This is a genomic window from Sphingobium sp. CCH11-B1, from assembly GCF_001556865.1.
In the GTDB taxonomy this organism is placed as follows: Bacteria; Pseudomonadota; Alphaproteobacteria; order Sphingomonadales; family Sphingomonadaceae; genus Sphingobium.
Genome location: NZ_LSJY01000170.1, coordinates 1 through 20,480 on the forward strand (window position 1 = coordinate 1; position 20,480 = coordinate 20,480).

General features: G+C 61.8%; 16 protein-coding genes. 13 read left to right on the forward strand and 3 right to left on the reverse strand.

The annotated features are described in order from the left end of the window. The 9 genes from AX724_RS17200 to AX724_RS17240 all read left to right on the forward strand — a co-directional run. The coding region (locus tag AX724_RS17200) for a TonB-dependent receptor domain-containing protein (protein ID WP_156448145.1) at positions 1–912 on the forward strand (912 nt) is incomplete at its 5' end. A 118-nt stretch (positions 913–1,030) separates the two neighbouring features. Next, on the forward strand, positions 1,031–2,425 hold the full coding sequence (locus tag AX724_RS17205) for a phosphotransferase (protein WP_066768721.1): 1,395 nt from the start codon (positions 1,031–1,033) through the stop codon (positions 2,423–2,425). A gap of 296 nt (positions 2,426–2,721) precedes the next feature. Then, positions 2,722–5,154 (forward strand): TonB-dependent receptor, encoded by a 2,433-nt coding sequence (locus AX724_RS17210; protein WP_066768723.1) that lies wholly within the window; start codon positions 2,722–2,724, stop codon positions 5,152–5,154. Between the two features lie 181 nt (positions 5,155–5,335). Then, the gene (locus AX724_RS17215) at positions 5,336–5,566 is read left to right on the forward strand and encodes a hypothetical protein (protein ID WP_443018756.1); all 231 of its coding nucleotides are present in this window, start codon (positions 5,336–5,338) and stop codon (positions 5,564–5,566) included. Positions 5,567–5,847: 281 nt separating this feature from the next. Continuing rightward, positions 5,848–7,227 carry a spinster family MFS transporter gene (locus AX724_RS17220; RefSeq protein ID WP_231736736.1) on the forward strand — a complete coding sequence of 460 codons (1,380 nt, stop codon included), beginning with the start codon at positions 5,848–5,850 and terminating at the stop codon, positions 7,225–7,227. Positions 7,228–7,311: 84 nt separating this feature from the next. Then, positions 7,312–8,199: a helix-turn-helix domain-containing protein gene (locus tag AX724_RS17225; RefSeq protein ID WP_066768730.1), complete on the forward strand. Its 888-nt coding sequence runs from the start codon at positions 7,312–7,314 to the stop codon at positions 8,197–8,199. A 157-nt stretch (positions 8,200–8,356) separates the two neighbouring features. Continuing rightward, positions 8,357–9,772, forward strand: a complete 1,416-nt coding sequence (locus AX724_RS17230) for a hypothetical protein (protein ID WP_066768735.1) — start codon at positions 8,357–8,359, stop codon at positions 9,770–9,772. A gap of 8 nt (positions 9,773–9,780) precedes the next feature. Continuing rightward, positions 9,781–11,238: an acyl-CoA reductase gene (locus AX724_RS17235; RefSeq protein WP_066768737.1), complete on the forward strand. Its 1,458-nt coding sequence runs from the start codon at positions 9,781–9,783 to the stop codon at positions 11,236–11,238. A gap of 14 nt (positions 11,239–11,252) precedes the next feature. Continuing rightward, positions 11,253–12,965, forward strand: coding sequence for an N-acyl-D-amino-acid deacylase family protein (locus AX724_RS17240; RefSeq protein ID WP_066768739.1), 1,713 nt, complete (start codon positions 11,253–11,255; stop codon positions 12,963–12,965). Here the strand turns inward: AX724_RS17240 and AX724_RS17245 are convergent, their stop codons facing one another. Genes AX724_RS17245 through AX724_RS17255 form a run of 3 tightly spaced genes read right to left on the reverse strand, consistent with a single transcriptional unit; the run spans position 12,966 to position 16,847 of the window. Further along, positions 12,966–14,033 carry an aldo/keto reductase gene (locus AX724_RS17245; RefSeq protein ID WP_231736737.1) on the reverse strand — a complete coding sequence of 356 codons (1,068 nt, stop codon included), beginning with the start codon at positions 14,031–14,033 and terminating at the stop codon, positions 12,966–12,968. Between the two features lie 8 nt (positions 14,034–14,041). Next, entirely contained in the window at positions 14,042–15,454 is a 1,413-nt protein-coding gene (locus AX724_RS17250) for an acyl-CoA reductase (RefSeq protein ID WP_066768747.1), read from the reverse strand. Between the two features lie 16 nt (positions 15,455–15,470). After that, a complete protein-coding gene (locus tag AX724_RS17255; protein ID WP_066768749.1) occupies positions 15,471–16,847 on the reverse strand; it encodes a hypothetical protein in 1,377 nt (458 codons plus the stop codon). A gap of 219 nt (positions 16,848–17,066) precedes the next feature. Between AX724_RS17255 and AX724_RS17260 the strand changes: the two genes are divergently transcribed. The 4 genes from AX724_RS17260 (at position 17,067) to AX724_RS17275 (ending at position 20,394) form a co-directional block, all read left to right on the forward strand. Next, positions 17,067–17,441, forward strand: coding sequence for a limonene-1,2-epoxide hydrolase family protein (locus AX724_RS17260; protein ID WP_231736738.1), 375 nt, complete (start codon positions 17,067–17,069; stop codon positions 17,439–17,441). Positions 17,442–17,453: 12 nt separating this feature from the next. Further along, entirely contained in the window at positions 17,454–18,476 is a 1,023-nt protein-coding gene (locus tag AX724_RS17265) for an LLM class flavin-dependent oxidoreductase (protein ID WP_037543856.1), read from the forward strand. A 173-nt stretch (positions 18,477–18,649) separates the two neighbouring features. Continuing rightward, on the forward strand, positions 18,650–19,516 hold the full coding sequence (locus tag AX724_RS17270) for a class I SAM-dependent methyltransferase (protein WP_231736739.1): 867 nt from the start codon (positions 18,650–18,652) through the stop codon (positions 19,514–19,516). A gap of 71 nt (positions 19,517–19,587) precedes the next feature. Beyond that, complete coding sequence (locus AX724_RS17275) at positions 19,588–20,394, forward strand: SDR family NAD(P)-dependent oxidoreductase (protein WP_066768751.1); 807 nt, start codon at positions 19,588–19,590, stop codon at positions 20,392–20,394. The last annotated feature ends 86 nt before the right edge of the window (positions 20,395–20,480 follow it).

Below are 20,480 nucleotides of genomic sequence, written 5' to 3' on the forward strand. Positions count from 1 at the left end.
TCGAGCGTCAACAAGACCTCGTCCAAGGCGCTGACCTGGCAACTGGGCGTCGACTGGAAGGCGTCGGATGCGATCTTCCTCTATGCGATCACGCGCCGGGGCTATCGAGCTGGCGGCATTAACAGCCCGACGCTGGCCGGGCGGCTGGCGCCCTTCCAGTCCTTCGCCCCGGAAAAGGTGACGGATGTGGAGGTCGGTATCCGCTCCGACTTCACCGTGGGCGACGTCAAGCTGCAGTTCAACGCATCACCCTTTGTCGGCTGGTATAATAATGTGCAGGTGCCGATTTCGGGCCTCAACACCCAGGCGAGCTGCAGCACGACCACGCCGGGCGGGATCAATCCGCCAAAATCACCGGACGGCGATTGCGACGCCAGCAACGATCCAAGCGGCGGGACGCTGCTCGTCAACGCCGGCAAGACCCGGGTGGCGGGCATCGACCTTTCGACCCGTATCCAGCCGACATCGACCTTGTCCCTCGACGCCGGTGCGACCTTCCTGGACCTCAAGTCGCGGTCGCTGACGGTGCCTGCGGATCTCCAATCCTATCTTGCAGCGCTCAAGGTGCCGTTCAATCTGGTTGCAAAGACGACGGTTACGGCTGGCGTGCGCTGGACGTTGCCAGTGCCGCCATCGCTGGCGGAAACCGTGTTCAGCCTGTACTATTATCATTCCAGCAAGGTACGGTCTTCGGACCAGGTCCTGCCCGCCTATGACTTGGTCAACGGACGGCTGGACCTGAACGGCGTTGGCGGCAGCAACGCCGACATCAGCTTTTTCGTGCGCAACCTGTTCGACAAGAAATATCTGGCGTCGAGCAATGTCGGATCGGCCGCGCTCGGGATATTCAGTGGATTCTATGGCGCGCCGAGGACCTATGGCGTGGAGGTTCGCTATCGGTTTGGCGATTGAGGGCAGGCACTAAAAACGGTGCGTCAGCCCGATCTTTCCGCAACGGCCGCCCGGCCCATAAAAGGCGCATGGCGCACCGGCCATAATGGACAGAAAAAGACTATGGAGAGGACCGTCGATGGCGCAGACCGAAGCCGATCAGGATCAGGCCGAAAGCCGCGAACAGCTCAGCCGATGGCTTGAGGATGTCCTGGGTTGTTCTGAAGTCGTGCTCGAAAAACAGCGGCGCTGGCGCCCGGTCTGGCGCGCCAGCGCGCAGCAAAATGGCGTGAAGCGCGACTTTCTGCTCAAGGGCGACCGCACCTGGCCGACCCATCCCTATCCGCTTGTGTATGAAATGGGCATGCAGCGCGCACTGCATGAAAATGGCATTCCCATTCCCGCCATATTGGGCATGTGCGACCAACCCAACACCATCGTGATGGAATGGATAGAAGGCGGCCGGGATCCCGGCCTGGTCCAGGAGGCGATCGAAAGCGCGTCGGTGATGACCGAGGATCGGTGGGCCGCATCGCTACGCTATATGGAGATATTGGCTGACATCCACAGCCTGCCAAGTCAGGCTTTCATCGAAGGCGGAGCCCATTTGCCGCAGAGTGCGCGCGAGATCGCCCTGCATAATTTCGAACGCTTTCATGCCATGACGGTCGAGCAGGGCATCACCGATCCGCTGCTGGAATTTTGCGCGCGATGGCTGCGCCGAAACTATCCCCGACATCGGGAATCCATCTCCTTCGTCACGGGCGATTGCGGCCAGTTCCTTTCGGACGGTACTCAGGTTACCGGCATATTGGATGTGGAAATCGGTCATCTAGGCGATCCCATGCGCGATCTCGCGTGCTTCCGGGGGCGCCACCCGATTGAGAATATGGGCGACGTCGCCGCTCTATTCCGTCACTATGAAACGGCGATCGGCGTACCTCTCGATTTTGACGCGATCGCCTATCACACCGTGTCCTTCCTCGCCGAAGCCATTTACGGTCCCCTGTTCGGGATGCACGAAAAGGGGCGCGGCGGCGATTGGGTCGAGGCAGCGGTACAGGTGTCGATGATCGGACGGCGATGTATGGAGGCGTTGGCCGAGATATTGGGCGTGGCGCTCGACGACATTGCGCTTCCGCCGCCCGCCGCCGTCGACCAGAATGATCTGGCACTTCATAAATTGCAGGCGGAGATCGAACGTCTGCCGGAAAGCGGATCGCTACAGGGCTGGCAACGTAATATCCTTGCCTCGATCCCTCACTATCTGCGGAACCAGCTGCGCTATCGCGATTGGCTGCGGGAAGAGGATGGCAAGGACGTCGAGGCGCTGCTGGGTACGGCCTATGCCGATGCCGCCGCGGGTGAGGCCGCATTGATGCGCTTCATCGAAAAGAGCACGCCTGCCAACCATGCCGCCCTGACGCGCTTCTTTCATCGGCGGATGCTGCGACAATGCCTGGTGATCGCAGGTCCCGATGCGCCTGCCGATCATCTTGTTCTGGTGCCCATGGAGCCCTTGCTACGAGGGTAAGTGCGTGGGCCTCTGGGTCAGGATACCTATCCGACGGTATGTGTCTTCTGCGTATGAAGCGATAAAATTCGGAGGGTGGAATAACCGGCGACGGCGAAACAGTAAAGTACTTAATATACTGCCCAATATCGCACTGATCTAGTTTTCAAGATCATATTCCCGGCCTTAGATCGGTGATATAATATAAGTATATAATACTTCTTCTCTTAGTACCATTAATATAAATGCATGAAAATAATAATAAATATGGTAATTAAATTCCGTTATTTAATAATATTAATAGTGGAGGGGATGAAATGGTTAAAATATTCCGCGCAATCCTGATGGCCGGCACGGTATTGGGTGTCGGTGGTGCAGGCGTAAGCCACGCGGCAGAAGCGGTCGAGCAAAGTGCGAGCGGTGATGAAAATAGCGGCGTGCGCGACATCATCGTGACGGCTCGCCGCACGTCGGAAAATCTTCAGACGGTTCCCGTTGCCGTCACGGCGCTCGATCCGACTGCGCTGCTTGAACGGCAGATTGTCGAAGTGGCGGATGTGGGCCGGGCGGCGCCGGGTTTGTCGGTGCAATCCGGTGGCACCGGCAACGCATCGCTCATATATCTCGCCATCCGTGGCAATGCGCAGAATAGCCCTAACTCATTTTCCGATCCTGCGGTCGGCATCTATGTCGATGGCGTCTATTATGGGCGACCTATCGCCGGGAATCTCGGACTTCTCGATCTGGCTTCGGTCGAGGTCTTGCGCGGAACCCAGGGAACCTTGTTCGGACGCAACACGACGGGTGGCGCCCTCAACATGACAACTGTGCAGCCGGACGGAAATTTCGGCGGCTATGTAACCGGACGTATCGGTAACTATGAAAGCTGGTCCATCGAATCCGCGCTGACCTTGCCGATTTCGGGCGATGAATTGTCCTTGCGCCTGGCTGGCCGCTATGGCGAGAGGGGCAAGGGTTTTGGCGACAATCCGATAAGAGGGGTCGATGCGGCCCGTATCGATCACGACATCGCGGGCCGTGCCACGCTGAACTGGGAGCCGTCCGCGATCCCGATGACTGTGTCCCTGTCGGCCGACTATGCCAATATTAAAGATACATACAATAACGTCGCTCTGCGCGGTATCAACCCGACCGGACCGGCGCTCGCACTATATTCCGGCCAATTCGACATCGCCAGCTTCCTTCAGAGCAAGAGCCGCTTTTACAGAACATATAATGATCCCGACACGGGCAACGCCAACATCGATACGCCATATAATTATAACAAGACGTGGGGTGTCCGTGCGACCATCGAATATGATCTGGGCGACGTTAAGATCAAATCGATAACGGCCTATCGCGAGGCGGATACCGGGGATGGTACCGATCTTGACGGCACGCCCGCCAAGATCGCATCTTATGCGAGCGACTATTCGCAAAAGCAGCGTAGCGAGGAACTGCAATTCTCCGGTAACCTGGGGAAGCTGGAGTTCATTTTCGGCGGTTTCTATTTCAAGGAAACGGGTGATGAGCAGTCCCAGTCGCTCGTCTTCCAGGATACCGACTTCGGTTTCAACCTGGCCCCGGCCAATACCAACCTGGCCACATACAAGTCGGAATCGAAGGCCTTGTTCGCCCAAGTCAACTACAGCCTGACCGAACGGCTGCGCGTGACCGGCGGATTCCGCTATACCTGGGACAAGCGTTCGATCAACCGCATGGGGTATATCGGAGGGATTCCGGGCTTTTCCGGTTCGTTCGTCTCCAACGGCCGAGTGATCACGTTGCCCGCTACGGGGCTATGCGCCGTGGGTGCCAATGCAAATCTGGTCGCCCCCGGTCCGGATTGCACGGATCCTGTGACGGCCAAATTTGATTATCCCGCCTGGCTCGCCAGCATCGACTACGAACTGGGAGACGGCAAGCTCATCTATGCAAAGACGGGTGGCGCCGCACTGGCCGGCGGTCTCAATTCGCGTCCGACCCCGCCCGATGCGAGTTCCTTTGCGCCGGAAAAGGTGAAGGATGCCGAGATCGGCTTAAAGGGCGACTTTTTCGATCGGCATCTGCGAACTAATTTTGCTGGATTCTACATTTGGCGCAACGGCGCCCAGAATGTCGTCAATGCCCTGGTCGGCGGTAATCTGACCCAGTTCGTTCAGAATGCAGGCGATGTGAAGGCCTATGGTCTGGAATTTGAAGGTACGCTCATTCCGTGGCAGGGCATGGAGTTGAGCGGCGCCTTGTCCTGGCTTAAGGCGAAATATGCTGCGGGATCATTCACCGCGGCGGGCCTGGGCGGTACGGTGGATCGTAGCGGGGAGGTTGTTCCGCGCGCGCCGCGCTGGACCTGGAACATCGGCGCGACGCAGCGTTTTCCGGTCAAGGGGGGGGAAATTGCGCTGCATGCCGACTATGCCTACACTTCTGCCGTTTACCAGGACTATGCCACTGCGGATTTGACGACACCGGCGCTCAACGATGGTGTCAACGACGCGGCGGAGCGTGCGGCGGCTATCAGCTTCATCGATACGCAGAACAGCTTCAGTCGGCTCAAGGCCTACGGGGTGCTGAACGGAAGCCTGAATTTCAAGCTCGACGGCGGAATGGAGTTCACCCTTTGGGGGCGCAACCTGACGCAGGCAAAATATTATAACGCCATATTCAACGGTTATGGCACCTTCGGCACCGCGATCGGCTTTACCGCAGCGCCGCGCACATGGGGCGCAACGGTTTCCTATCGATTCTGACATTGGGGCATGAGTGAAGTGGCTTCGTCCACTTCACTCATGGACCCGATCCGGCCTGCGTGAACGATCCTATCTTTTGTCAGGAGTTCCATCGCTGATCTGCTGCATAACTGCTCGGTCAAGAACGAGCAGTTATGCCGTATTTCAAGGTACAGGTTCGAAAATGGATATCAGTCAATCGGTGGACAGTGGCGACAAGGCTTTGATCATATTGCAGAGCCTGATCTGCTATTTGCGTGAAAAGAACATTCTTTCACGATGCGATATCGAAGAATTATGCGAGCGCGTCGAGGCGCGCGAAAAGGAATTTCCCTGCGATCAACACCAGGCTGCGGCAGCAGCGAAGGATATGCGCGACCTGGGCGAATATTGCGGGAAACGATATGGCGGGAAACGGCGGCGCTGCCTGTAAGACACTGCTCGACAGGGTCATGATGGGGTGCTGCGTTACGCGATTTTACCAAACGGCGGCCCGCAGACTGAAATAGCGGGCTGGGGGCTGCGATCATCGTCAATCGCCCGCTTTGCCTGTGTTTGTTGTGCAATATTCGGGGAATAGACGGGGGAGGCATAGGGGAAGGAATATGTCTCCTGCGCGACATCTGTCGTCCCGGCGATAGTCGTGGCGGGGGCATGGGATGCGCTGTTGGCATAGCCTTCGTCACAGTCGATAAAAATGAAATAGGATGAGTGATGCACAATCCGTCAATAGTGGATGCAGGTCCGCAACCGATGCCGGACGACGCATCGCTTTCTGCCGATGGGCGATCGTTGCTATCGTGGACGATTGTCGCGCTGTTTCTGCTCAACTGCCTCAACTATATTGATCGACTGCTCTTCTCGGTCGCCCAGGAAATGATCAAGGTCGATCTCCATCTCAGCGATTTTCAGCTCGGCCTGATTGGTGGACCCGCATTCGCCATACTCTACACGGTCTTCAGTTTCCCGATCGCGCGCGCGGCGGACCGCGGTCGCCGGGTGGGGATCATCGCCATTTCGCTGACATTGTGGAGCGCCATGACGGCCTTTTGCGGAATTGCAGCCAATTTCGTCCAGATGCTCGTCGGGCGAGCCGCCGTCAGCATTGGCGAAGCGGGATGCACGCCGGCCTCGCATTCGCTCATCTCCGACGCATTCCCCGCGCAACGTCGAACGACCGCCATCGCCATCTTCGCGGTCGCCGGCCCCTTCGGCGCCATCGTCGCAGCGGTGGGCGGGGGCGCTTTGATCGCCGCTTATGGTTGGCGCACGGCTTTCCTCATCTGCGGAATGGCCGGCATCGTCATGGCTCTGCTGTTCCGCGCCACCGTGCCGGAACCGCCGCGCAGCCAGCCCCGATCGCATCATTCCGCGTCTTTCATCGACACCCTCCGCCAGTTGCTGGCCCGGCGCAGCTTTGCTCTGGTGGCCGTCGCGGGGGGCGTCGCCGGGATCGGCAGCTATGCCAATCAACAATATATGGTGTCCTTCCTCATGCGCGGGCACGGCCTGTCGTTGGCCAATGCGTCGGCGCTGATGGGGCTTGTGATCGGTGGCGTCGGCATCGTCTTCACGCTGTTGGGCGGCCCGATGATGGACCTGGGTGCGCGTCGCTACCCGCGAATCAAGGCATGGCTGCCCTCCTTCGGCTTGCTCTGGTGCGGCGCGCTATATGCCGCCGCTTTTCAAATTCCTACGGTTGGTCTTGCGGTGGCGTTGATGGTGCTCGGATCCATGGGGCAGCATTTCTACATGCCCGCCATGTATGCGCACGGACAGGATGTGGCGCCGCCGCATATGCGCGCCATGGCCTCCGCCGTGATTATCGCTACCAGTTCCATATTGGGCTATGGATTGGGCCCGCCGCTGATCGGCCTTGCCAGCGATATATTGGGGGAAAGTGCGCGGGTGTCGGCAGGCCTCAGCCTGGCCGAATGCGCCAAGCGGGCCGTCGCGGCCTGCGAGGCGGCAAGCGCACAGGGGCTGCGCCTGTCGCTCAGCCTGGGATCCTGCTTCTTCATCCTGGCCGCCGTCCTGTTTGCATTGGCAAGCCGGTGGGTGGTCGCCGATGTGCATGAACATGATCGGCACTGACTTGCCATTCGCGATCTACAGGGAAATAATGGTCCTGCGCTTTAGGATCGAGCCAAGATTCGATCGATGGCGAGGAGGTTGAGGATGCGACATGAAGCCGACCTTGGTCTGCCGCTCTGTGCCCCGCACACTGCGTCGCATTTCCATGTCGAACGGCGGTTCCATACGAACGGCATTTTCGCTGATATCCGTCACTTCGGATGGACCCAGAGCAGCCGATCGGTTTTTCGACCCGATTCCTACTATCTGGATTTTTCCATCGGCCCGCGCTGTCCCAGCGCTCGTTTCTTCAACAGCGAACGCCAACTGGCTGATCCGCCAGGCGATGTCGTCTTTCTGCCCAAGGGCGGCGCATTTGCGACCCTGAGTGAACCGGGCGAGCACAGCCTGCTGTGCCTGACATTTGAAAACGACCGGGCGATGCAATTATTCGAGGATGACAGCGTCGCCGATCTGGCGGCATGTCAGGATGTTCAGATCGGTCGGGTGCGTCAGGGCCTTGCCCGGCTGGTGGAGGAATTGCGCAATCCAGGCTTTGGACAGGATATATTGCTCGAAAGCATGGCGTTGATGCTCGTCGTCGAACTGTGCCGGCATTTTCGCCAAGCCCAATACGATGACCGCAGCGCACATGGACAGATGCCCGGCTGGCGCTTGCGTCGCATCAAGGATAAAATAGAGGCCGATCTGGCCGAAATGCTTTCGGTGGCCGATCTGGCCGCCGAAATCCGCACCAGCCCGCGTCACTTGATCCGGACTTTCCGGGCCACCACTGGCATCACTTTGACCGACTATATCGCCAGCCGCCGGATCGCGCGTGCGCAAGACCTGCTTGTCCGTGACGAGGCTATGATCAAGGTGATCGCCGGCAATTGCGGCTTCCAAAGCGCTGCCGCTTTCTCGGCGGCGTTCCGGAAGGCGACCGGCATGACCCCCCGCGAATTTCGCGAAGAGCGTGGCGCATTGCGCTGAACCAGTTCTGCGTTGGATCGCCGATCTGATATGATGTGAAGCATCGCGCTTCATGTCCGCCTGACGATGTTTGGGCGTTCCGGCTGTAGGCATCGGCATTGCGGGGAACGCCTCGCCCCCGCCACAATCCGTCCCATCAAGAAGGACGGATTTTCTTATGAGCAGCTATCTCGATCGACTGATCGCCGATCCCACCAGTTTCCACGACGCGCCTTATGCGCAGGCCTTCACGCTCAGTCGCGAGGAGATCGACCGGCTGCATCTGGAAGGCGCGCGCAAGCGCTTTGCCGAATTGCGGCCCGGCCTGTCCATGCTGGACAAGTTGGCGCGCGAGCAGGGCATCGACGCGATCGAGACGATCGACAATCTGGCGCCGCTGCTGTTTCCCCACACTGTCTATAAATCCTATCCGATCAGCTATCTGGAACGGAGCCGTTTCGACAAGCTGACCAAATGGCTCGCGGGCCTGACGACCAGCGACATTTCCCACGTCGATGCCAGCGGTATCGAGACGATCGACGACTGGGTCGACCTGCTCGACGCGGAAACTGACCTGACCATCCAGCATACGTCCGGCACCACCGGCAAGCTGAGCTTCGTCCCTCGCCGCAAGAAGCAGTGGCGTGAAACCATTGTCCATTCGGGCGTCATCATCCGCGACTGGTGGCCGGACCGCGGTCCGGACATCGTGAAGGACGGGATGCCGATCATCATTCCGGGCTATCGCTACGGCGCTGCTGCGATGCAGCGCGGCAACGGCATCCAAGTCGATCTCTATGCCAAGGGCGAGGAAAACACCCTGTTCCTCTACCCCAACGCCCGGTTCAGCGCGGACATCGCCTCGCTGGGCGGTCGCCTGCGCGCGGCGGAGGCGCGGGGCGAGGCCGGCATGATCGACATTCCGCCGGTCCTACTGGAACGGCGGGAGGCGCTGCTGGAACTGGAGCGCCGCCGGCCCGACGACCTCAAGCATTTCTTCAGCGAGGCGCAGCGGCGCTTCGGTGGACGCGACGTCTATGTGACAGCTATGTGGGCCATCCTCTATGACTGGGCGGAGGAGGGGCTGAAACGCGGCCTCAAGAACGTCTTCGGAAAGGGCAGCGTGCTGCTGACCGGGGGCGGCAAGAAGGGCAAGGAACTACCCGACGACTGGCGCGAGCGCGTGATCGAATTTCTGGGTTTCGACACCATCTATGAAATGTACGCCACATCAGAGCAGATGGGTCTGTCGATGATGTGCGAGCATGGCCATTATCACGTCCCACCCATCCAGATCCCGTTCCTGCTCGATCCGGCGACCGGAAAGCCCCTGCCGCGTAAGGATGGCCTGACCGGCCGCTATGCCTCGTTCGACCTGATGCCCAACACCTATTGGGCCGGGCTGGTGACGGGGGACGAGATCACGCTGGCCGGCTGGGAAAAGCCCTGCGCCTGCGGTCGCACCGGGCCGTACGTCATTCCGCCGGTGCGCCGCTACAGCGAGCAGGAAGGCGGCGATGACCGCATCGTGTGCGCCGGTGCCCCCGAGGCGCACGACCGCGCCCTCGAATTTCTTGCCGAACTGTCGATGTGAGTAGAGCCATGACCGATCCATTCCGCGTGCCCCTGATCATCCGGGGCCAGATTATCGATGATGCCGAGGTCGACTATGGCGGCCGCCGGGGCGGCGTTAGTTTCTCGGCGCCTGACATTGCCAAACATGTGGCGCGCCTGCCGCTGCGCACCCCTTCGGCCATGGCCGACCTCTATGCGCTGAGCTTTGACGAAATACTCGATTTCCTCGTCGCCCTGGGGCAGCGGCTCGATTTCGGCCAGAACCGGCATTTGCAGGAGGCATTTCGCCTGTCCTGTCAGACCTCCGGCCTGTCCGAGAGTATATTGCGCGTCCATTTCCAGTATATCGGCGCGGCCTTCGATCGCACCGAAATGCGGCGGATGATGGAACGCTCCTGCGGCATCGACTATCTGGAAGGCTGGGTGGATCAGGGGGCTGGCAGATTTCCGGGTCTCACCGCCCGCACGCGCGCCTTCGGTGCGCGGACCGTGCACGTCATTGCCGGCAATGCGCCGATCGTGTCGATCCTGACGGTGATCCGCAATGCGCTGACCCGGTCCGACGCGATCATCAAGCTGCCGTCCAACGATCCGCTGACGGCCGCCGCGCTGGTGCGCACCATGGTCGAGATGGACCCCGACCATCCGCTGTCGAAACATGTCTCCGTCGCCTATTGGAAAGGCGGCGACGATCAGGTGGAGTCGGCAATCTACGATCCGCGCGGCGTTGAGAAGATCGTTGCCTGGGGCGGGTTCGATTCGGTCAAGCATATCACGCGCTATCTGCAACCGGGCATCGACCTCATCACCCAGGACCCCAAGCTGTCGGGGACGATCATCGGTCGTGAAGCCTTCGCCGACGAGGAGACGCTGGAGCAGGTGGCGCGCCGTCTGGCGCTCGATATCGGCGCGCAAAATCAGGAAGGCTGCGTGTCCGCACGCGTCATCTATGTCGAATGCGGCACGGACGAAGCCGGGCTGGAGTGTGCCAATCGGCTGGGGCAGATGACCTTCGACGCTCTCCAGCGCCTGCCCGATCATCTGAGCACGCCGCACAAGGCGTTTGACGGTGCGCTCAAGGCCGAGATCGACGGCATCCGCCTCAACGACGAGGATTATCGCATCTTCGGCGGCCGCACCAACGAAGGCGCGGTGATCGTGAGCCAGGAAGAATATCCGGTCGATTTTTCGCGCACGCTCGCCTGCCGGGTGGGCAATATCGTGCCCATCGACAGCCGGGAAACGGCCGTCAGTGCGGTCAACGCCTATACCCAGACGATCGGCATCTTTCCCGAAAGTCTCAAGGACGAGCTGCGCGACCGCCTCGCCTTTCAGGGCGCGCAGCGGATCGTATCGCTGGGCGGGGCTGCGACGATGCAGCATAATATGGAAAGGCAGGACGCGATCGAGCCGGTCCGCCGCATGGTGAAGTGGGTCACGGAAGAACAGGCATCGGGCGAGATGCTGGCTGCGCTGGCAGGCTGAGAGGAGCCAGGGACATGGTGAAAGCTGATCTGGTGATCCGGGGCGGCACGATCGTCGACGGGCAGGGCGGCGATCCGTTCGAGGCGGACATTGCCATCGTTGATGGACGTATCGCGAGGATCGGCGTTGACGTCGGGCGGGGGCGAGAGGAGATCGACGCCCGCGACCTCCTCGTCACGCCCGGCTTCGTCGATGTTCATACCCATTATGACGGACAGGTCACATGGACGGACAGTCTGGTGCCGTCCACCGACCATGGTGTCACCACCGTCGTTATCGGCAATTGCGGTGTCGGCTTCGCGCCGTGCCGGCCGAAGGACCGCGAAGCGCTGGTCAACGTCATGGAGGGGGTGGAGGACATTCCCGAAGCGGTGATGGCCAAGGGCCTGCCTTGGAACTGGGAGAGCTTCCCAGACTATCTGAAATCCCTGGAAGCGCGCGCATGGGACGCCGATGTCGGCGCCTATATTCCCCATTCGCCCCTGCGGGTCTATGCGATGGGCCAGCGCGGGCTGGATCGCGAGCCGGCGACGGCAGCGGATGTCGCGCGGATGGCGCAACTGGTGGCGGAGGGGATGGCGGCCGGGGCGCTTGGCTTTGCCACATCCCGTTCGCTGGTGCACCGGCGCGGCGACGGCGCGTTCATCCCGTCCTTTCAAGCGGACAGCGACGAACTGGTGGCGATCGCCCGATCGGTCGGGGATGCGGGGCGCGGCGTGCTGCAGATGATCCCCAATCTCGATACCGCCGACTGGGCCAGCGATCTCGACCTCATGAAGCGCATGACCAGCACGTCGGGGCGTCCGTTGACCTATTCGCTCGCCCAATGGTCGACCGATCCGCAGGGTTGGCGGCGCACCATGGATGCGCTCGCCGAACATAATCGCAGCGGCGCGGCGCCAGTGCTGGCGCAGGTTTTCCCCCGGCCGATGGGTGCGATGTGCGGGTTATCGACGTCGGCCAACGCGTTCAGCCATTGTGCAAGCTATCGTGCGATCGCCGACCGGCCGCTGGCGGAAAAGGTCGCCATCATGCGTGATCCCGCCTTCCGCGCCCTGCTGATCGCGGAGGAGCCCGACGAGACGCCGACGCCGCTGCATCGCTTGCTGCGGACATGGGACAATATCTATCCGCTGGGAGCCGAGCCCGATTATGAGCCGTCACCAGACCAGAGCATCGCCGCGCTGGCCGGACAGCGCGGCGTCAGCCCGGTCGAACTGGTCTATGATCTGATGCTGGAGCAGGACGGCCATGCGCTGATCCTGATGCCCTTTTCCAATTATGCGGAAAGGTCGCTCAACCCTGCCCTGGCCATGATGCGCGATCCCTACAGCATCGTGGGACTGGGCGACGGCGGCGCGCATTATGGCATCATCTGTGATGCCAGCTATCCGACCACGATGCTGGCCTATTGGACCCGCGATCGGGCTGGCGAGCAACTAACGATCCCGGCGGCGGTCAAGGCTCTGAGCGCGGACAATGCCGACTTCCTGGGACTGCGGGACCGGGGGCGGCTGAAGCCGGGATTGAAGGCCGACATCAACCTGATCGATCATGGTGCGCTGCACTTGCATGCCCCCCATGTCGTGCATGATCTGCCCGGCGGCGGGCGCCGTCTGGCGCAGCAGGCCACCGGTTATCGCGCCACGATGGTCAGCGGGGTCATCACCCGGCGGGACGGCGCCGATACCGGCGCGCGTCCCGGAAGGCTCATCCGCGCCGCCTGATCAAGCGCGCGGCCGGATATTTGTGCCGCCCGTCAGCCCATGGCGGATGAAGGGTGAGGCGAGGAAATCATGCGGAAAGCCGAGCGGCGTGCGGCTCACCGTATCCAGCCGTTCCAGTTGCGCGGGCTCCAGCCTGACGCTAAGCGCGGCGACATTGTCCGCATATTGCCGCATTGTCCGCGCGCCTAGCAGCGGCGAGACGACTGCCGGATTGGCAAGGGTCCAGGCGATCGCCACTTGCGCCGAGGTGACGCCCATCTCGTCGGCGACGGCCTTCACCGCGTCCGCAATGGCCACCACGCGCGCATCGACGCGGCCTGCCGCTTCGAGCAGGGAGCCACGGCCGCCAGCCTCGCCGGCATGGGCGCTGCCACCAGTCGCATATTTGCCCGACAACATGCCGCTCGCCAGCGGCGACCAGGGCATGACGCCGATACCCAGCGCCTTGGCGGCGGGGATAAGGTCGCGCTCGGCCGTGCGCTCAACCAGATTATATTCGGACTGCAAGGCCACCAGCTGGCTCCAGCCACGCAATTCCGACATGGTCTGCAACCGGGCCATCTGCCAGGCGGGAGTATCCGACAGTCCAAGATAGAGGATTTTCCCCTGCGTCACCAGATCGTCGAACGCGCGCAATATCTCGTCCGCCGGCGTCATGTCGTCCCAGACATGCAGGAAGAACAGGTCGATCCGGTCCGTCTTCAGTCGCTTGAGGCTGGTTTCGACCGTCTGCACCATGTTGCGGCGGCTGTTGCCGGCGGCATTGGGATCGCCGACTGAGCGGGTCAGCGAATATTTGGTGGAAAGAACCAGCCGTTCGCGCTTTGCCTCTGCGAACTTGCCCGTCAATGTCTCCGACGCGCCGTCGGCATAATAGCCCGCCGTGTCGATGAAGTTGCCGCCCTGATCGACATAGCTGTCGAAGATACGGCGGGATTCCTGCTCGTCCGCACCCCATTCTTCGCCAAAGGTCATGGTTCCCAGCGCCAGCGGAGAAACGCGCAGGCCCGAGCGGCCGAGCAGGCGATAGCTGTCGAGCGACAGCGCCTGAATAGTCGTCTGTGTCATGATCTGGTTCAATCTTTCGCTGCTTCCGTGACGACCCAATGCATCATCTTGTGCACGGGCCATCCCCCATCGTGCGGCAGGCCGCCGAATTTTCCGGTGTTGATGTTGCCCAGGCCGACGATGCGCTGGGCGCCCGCCGAGGCAAGCCCGTCGCGCACCTCGGCAATGCGGGAGGGGGGATAGACGCCGACCGACTGGGTCGCGACGGTGACATGCTGGATCGCGTCCGCAAGCCGATCGACGGTGACGACATTGACGAGCTTGCCGCCCGGATTGAACGACACCGGTTCGCTGGAGCGGATGACCATGCCCCGGCCGTCGGGCCGCCCGAACAGGCGATAGATGGGCTCCAGATTGCCCAGCATGTTCAGTTCCTCGATCAGCATGGCGGGCGGCAGCGGGCCGTCGGACCCCGCGCCATAGCGGATGTCCTGGCCCATCGCCTCCACCAGCGCTTCGCAATAGCGGTCGACCTGATCGTCCGATCCCTCGATGAACTGGAAGCGGGCGCAACTGCACGCATCCTGGTTGAAGGCAATGATGTCGGCCGCGCTTCTTTCGGCGACGGTCGAGAGGGGGACGCCGTCAAAGGCTTCGCGACCGATCAGCGAGATGGACACCTTCGGATCGAAGGACATGATCTCGAAGCCCGGCGCGGCATATTGCATGGCATGGCGCACCGCCGCCTCGCCGCCCCAGACGGCGAGCTTGTCGAAATATTGCGAGCGCAGGATGTGATTTTCGATGCTGGCATCGCCGCCGCGCCAGTAAGCGGCGGAAAAGGACCGCGTCACCGGATGGTTGGGGCCGACATCCGCCATCGTCCGCAGCAGGGCGGTCGCCGTGAACATGTCGTTGGACGGCATTTTCAGCAGGTGGACGCCCTTGCTGATCGCCCCTCGGACGATCGTGACCGGCGGCACGATCGGGGCGTTGCCGGCCAGAATATGCACCATACGCGGCGGGAAGGCGCGGATGTCGAAGGCCGTGCCCTGAATGTCGCGTCGCGCCCATCCATCCAGCAGGTCAAGCGATCCCAGCGACTGTTCGGCCTCCGCCTCGACCGCGTCGCGGGTGAAGAACCAGGCGATGTCGCGGTAGCAATTCTCGAGAATGCGCGCGCCCAGGCTGTTACAGCGCAGATTATAGGCCGCGGCCTCCTGAAGATGGATATTCCGGTCGAAATCGAGCGCCTTGCCGACCTCGACGAGGAAATCCACGATCTCCGCAAGCTGCGTGTCGAAGGCGGGACCGGGCTGGCTGCGTTGCCAGATCAGCGAGTCCAGATCGATCGACGGGGTCATGACCGTCGAGCCGCTGGCCCGCGACCGATGCTCCACGGCGGCGTCGAGTTGAACCACACCCTTTATCACATGGGGAACGAGCAGCCGATCATTATCAGCGATGATTTCATGCAGCATGTCTGCCTCCTGTCGTTCAGGCCGCGACCGGCTGGGGCGCGGTGATCGATCCGCGCACGTAGGAATCGATCGATCCGGCGCAACTAAGCTTGTCCTCGCCCTCCTCCAGATCGGCGTAGCGGGCGATGGCATGGACGACCGGCGTCTTCACGCCTTCCAGGCCGGAGCCGAATTCCACCTGCACCTTGTCGCCGGAAATGATGCCGCCCCACCGGCCGTCCGCCAATATGTCGAAGAACGCCATGCGGCCTTCCACCCGGCCCGTATCCTTGGTCGTGCCCAGCAGCGTTTCGCCAGGCTTGTCGAGGATGAGGGGGATGATCCATGGCGGCACTGCATAGGATTCGGTCGGCTGGATCTTGGCGCAGAAGCCGCTCATTTCGACCATGGCATAGGAACTGGTGATGCGGTCCGGCGTGACGCCGAAAAAGCCCATAATCTGTTCCTTATAGTCGGCTGGGACCGCTGCCCCCTTGGTGCCTCCGCCAAAGCTCATCAGCGTGTCGGGATGGAAATCGCCATCCTCGATCCCGCGTGCGCGCAGAGCCTGCACGATCTGCCAGGCGACGCCATACATGACGCCGATATAGAGCGGGCGATCCCGGCGGCTGACAAGCAGGTCCATCCAGGCGTCGAACTCGCCGGCGCGCGCCTGCTGACGGGCCTCGATCTCCGCCTCGTAGGCGGCGATCTCACCGGGACCGACCTTGCCGGCCGCCAGCAGGCGGCGCAGCTGCGCGGGGCGCATGGCGTCGAAGGCGCGCATCGGATAGTCGCTCAGGCGATGAAATTCGCCGGGCGCGGCCCAGCGCGGGAAATGGACGTTGCAGAATTCGATCATCTTATGGGTGCCGCGCGGCGGCATCATGGTGAAGACCGAGCGGCCATGATCGGGGGCATAGGCCGGTGTCGACAGGTCGGCCGCGGCCAGACAGGCGGCGAGCGACAGGTCGCGGTCCTGCGTCGACTGATTTAGGAAAGAGGATTTGCCCGACGTCCCGCTCGACGCGAAGACATGGTGGCCCGCCGCCCTGGCGCGATCCAGCCATTCGTCGATGTCGCGCACGTCCGCAACGTCGATATTGTCGGTGGCATGGCTGCTCAGCGTACCGAGCCACATGTTCATATGCTTCCACTGGCCATTGTCGACGAACGCTTCGGGATAGCTCTTATAATTGGTGTGGGCGAACAGGAGCGGGACGAGATCGGCCAGGCTGTCGATCCTGCCGATGCCAGCTTCCTTCGCCCGCTTGTCGAGCACCCTGATCTGCTGGCGGCGCTCAGCGAAGCGCTCGCGCGCCGCTTCCAGTTGCAGGTCGGCCAGATTGTCCGGGGCGTTACGGAACGGATCGGGCGACCGGGCAAGGGCGATCAATTCGTCAACGGCGCTCATCAGTGAAAACTCCTCTCAGCTTTGCCGGGAAGTATAGGCGACGCCCGATATTTGGCCGCTCGATTCACTGTTATGGGGAGGACATACTATTCTCAGCATGACCTTTCCGCCCGATGGCGTGCCGATCCCTCCATCAAAATCCAATGGCTATCTTTCGGCAGGGCAGAAGGGGGCCGCCTCGCGCCATGATGCCCGCGCAACACAGGAGCAGGGGGTGACATGCCCGGTCCACTGGACGAAGCATTGGCGTTTTTTCGGGAAAGCAGCGGCTCGCGCGACGACATGCTGTCCGCCATGGAGCGCCGGTTTACGGCGGATACGCGTTGGGAAAATGTCGGCGTGGCGACGACTGTCGGGATCGATCAGGCGAGGCAGTTCGTCGAGGGCTTTTTGGGCCGGATTCCTTTCGAACGCTGCGAGGTCGTGGTCCATCATGCGGCGGCCGCTGGCAACGTGGTCCTGACCGAGCGCAGCGATATTTTCTACGGACCGGATGGGCAGGAAATGCTCTCGCTGCGGCTGATGGGTGCGCTGGAAATGGATGGGTCCCATATCGTCGCCTGGCGTGACTATTTCGACACAAGCGGCTTTTAAAGGGGGATGGGGATGACCGATCGCAAGGCTGTCTGGGCGCAGATCGTCCCGATGCCGGGCGCCGATCTGTCGGCGCTGGCACAGAGCTACGAAGCGGCGGGCGTGGAAGGGGTGTGGGCGCCCCAGATGTTCGGCGCGCCCTTTACGACGCTGGCTACCGTCGCCCCGGCTACGCAGCGCATCAAGCTGGGGACCGGCATCGCGCTGGCGTTCGTGCGCAGTCCGCTGGAAACCGCCTGCAGCGCCATCGACCTGGACCTCATCAGCAACGGCCGGGTGGTGCTGGGACTGGGATCCAGCGCGCAGAGCCAGATCGAGGGATCGTTCGGCAGCGCCTATGGCAAGCCGCTCGCCCATATGCGTGAGATCGTGGGCATGATCCGCGCCATCGTCGCACGCGGGCATACGGGCGAACTCACCGAACTGGCGGGCGACTATCATCGTCTCGACCTTTCGCACTTCCGCCTGCTGCACAAGCCGGTGCGCGGCGACATTCCCATCGTTCTGCCGGCGGTGTTTCAGAAGGCCTGCGCACAGGCGGCGGAAATCGCCGACGGGCTGCTCGGGCACCCACTGTGGAACGATGCCTGGATCGAGCGGGAAGTGGCCGCTCAAATCAAGGCCGGGCTGGATCGGGCCAGGCGGGCGCGCAAGGACTTCTCGCTCAACATCTCGATATTCACGGCGATTTCGGATGACAGGCGCGAAGCGATCGAAGATTGTCGGGGGACCGTGGCCTATTACAGCCAGTCACCCCAATATCTGCGCTATTTCGAGGAAATCGGTTTCGGCCGCGAGGCATCGGCGATCCAGGCCGCCTTCGCGCAGGGCGACATGGCGGGTATGGCGGCGGCCTGCTCCGACGAAATGGTGGAGAGCATCGCCGTGGTTGGAACGGTTGATGAGGTGCGCAGCCGGGTTGCCCGGCGCGCCGCCCTGGCCGACGCGATTACGCCGGTGATCCCTCATTATGGCCTGTCGCCCGAAAAAAGCGCGATCTACACGCAGCGCATCGCGGAGACATTTTATGGCTGATCCCGCCGCTGCCTCCAGCAGGGGAAGCGCGGTACAACCGCCATTCGGGTCTGCAACAGGCCAATCTGCAATCCGCGCTTCCCCTGCTGGAGGCAGCGGCGCGGGCCATTGGGGACGGTTCTGTCGGTCCCGTCACCATTGTCGATTATGGCGCGTCGCAAGGACGCAATTCGATGGCGCCGATGGCGACAGCTATCGATCTGGTTCGCGCGCACGACGCGCAGCGGCCGGTGCAGGTCGTGCATACGGATCTGCCCTCGAACGATTTCACCTCGCTGTTCGGCCTGCTGGACCGGGATCCGGCCAGCTATCTGAATGGCCGACAGGGCGTCTTTCCATCCGCGATCGGCCGATCCTATTTCGATGCGATATTGCCGCCCGGCAGCGTCGACCTGGGCTGGTCCTCCAACGCGCTGCACTGGATGAGCCGCAATCCGGTCGATGTCGCGGATCATGGCTGGGCGATCTTCAGTCGGTCCGCGCAGGCGCGTGCCGCCGTCGAGGCCGTGCTGGCGGAGGATTGGCTGGCCTTCCTGAAGGCGCGCGCTGTCGAATTGCGGCCGGGAGGACGCCTGATCTGTCAGTTCATGGGCAGGGGACCCGACAGCCACGGCTTCGAATGGATGGCCGGAAATTTCTGGCAGTCGATCGTCGACATGGAAGGCGAAGGCCTGCTCAACGCCGAGGAGACGCTAAGGATGACGGCGCCCTCCGCGGGGCGTTCGCCCGATCAGATACAAGCGCCTTTCGATGCCGGCCTGGTGCCCGAACTGGAACTGGAGCATCTCGCCGCGATCCCGTCCCCTGATCCCTATTGGGATGCTTATCAGCTATCCGGCGATGCGGCCGAACTGGGGCGGCTGTGGGCAGCCATGATGGGTGCGGCCAACGGCCCCAACTTCCTGACGCGGGTCGATGCGTCCCGCGACCGGGACGCGTTGTTGGCCAGTCTGGTGCAGCGGGTCGCGACCCGTGTCGAGGCCGATCCTCAGCGCAGCCGTGCCTTTATCCTGATCCTGTCGATCCGGAAGGCGGTTTGAAGCGCGAAGGGCGCTTATCGAAGCGGCGGGATCGCCAAAGAGCCAATGAATCATAAGGGAGAGGACGCCACATGACCCGCCTTGCCGACAAAATCTGCATCATCACCGGCAGCGGGAGCGGCATCGGACGCGCCAGCGCGCTGATGTTCGCGCGAGAAGGCGCGACGGTGATCGTCGCGGATATTCGCGCCGAAGCTGCCGAGATGACCGCGCAGGCCGTTGTCGATGCCGGCGGATCAGCGCGCGCGATGACCGTCGATGTCGGTGAACAGGCCGATCTGGAGAAGATGGTCAGCCAGACGATCGCCGACTTCGGTCGCATCGACGTGCTCTTCAACAATGCCCTGTACGTCAATCAGGACCACGCCATGCGCGACATGGATTTCCTGACCTTCGACCCCGCCATATTCCTCGCCAATCTGAGGGTGAATGTATTGGGCGCGGTTCTGGCGAGCAAACTCGCCATTCCGCATATGCTGGAGCGCGGCGCGGGGTCGATCATTTCCACCTCTTCGGGCAGTTCCATGGGCGGGGATATCACAGCCTATAGCTATGGATCGTCCAAAGCTGCGCTCAACTGGTTCGTGCAGGCGATCGCCGCCACCTATGGCAAGCGGGGTATCCGCAGCAATGCGATCTTACCCGGTCCGACACAGACGCCGGCCAAGCTGCAATGGTCCACGCCCGAGATGGATCGGCTGTTTCTGGAGGTGCTCAACACGCCCTTCATCGGCGAGCCGGAAGACATCGCCGCCATGGCGCTGTTCCTGGCGTCCGACGAATCCCGTTACGTCAACGGCATGTTGTATCCCGTCGATGGCGGTCAGAGCTGCACCGTGCCGTTCATCAGCGTCACGCGGGCCTTGTCCCCCGGATGAACGGCAAAATAAGGCAGGATGAAATCAGAAAAAAGGAGATGGCATGAATGATTTGTGATCGGCCTTGGTGCTCGGCGTCGTGGCGT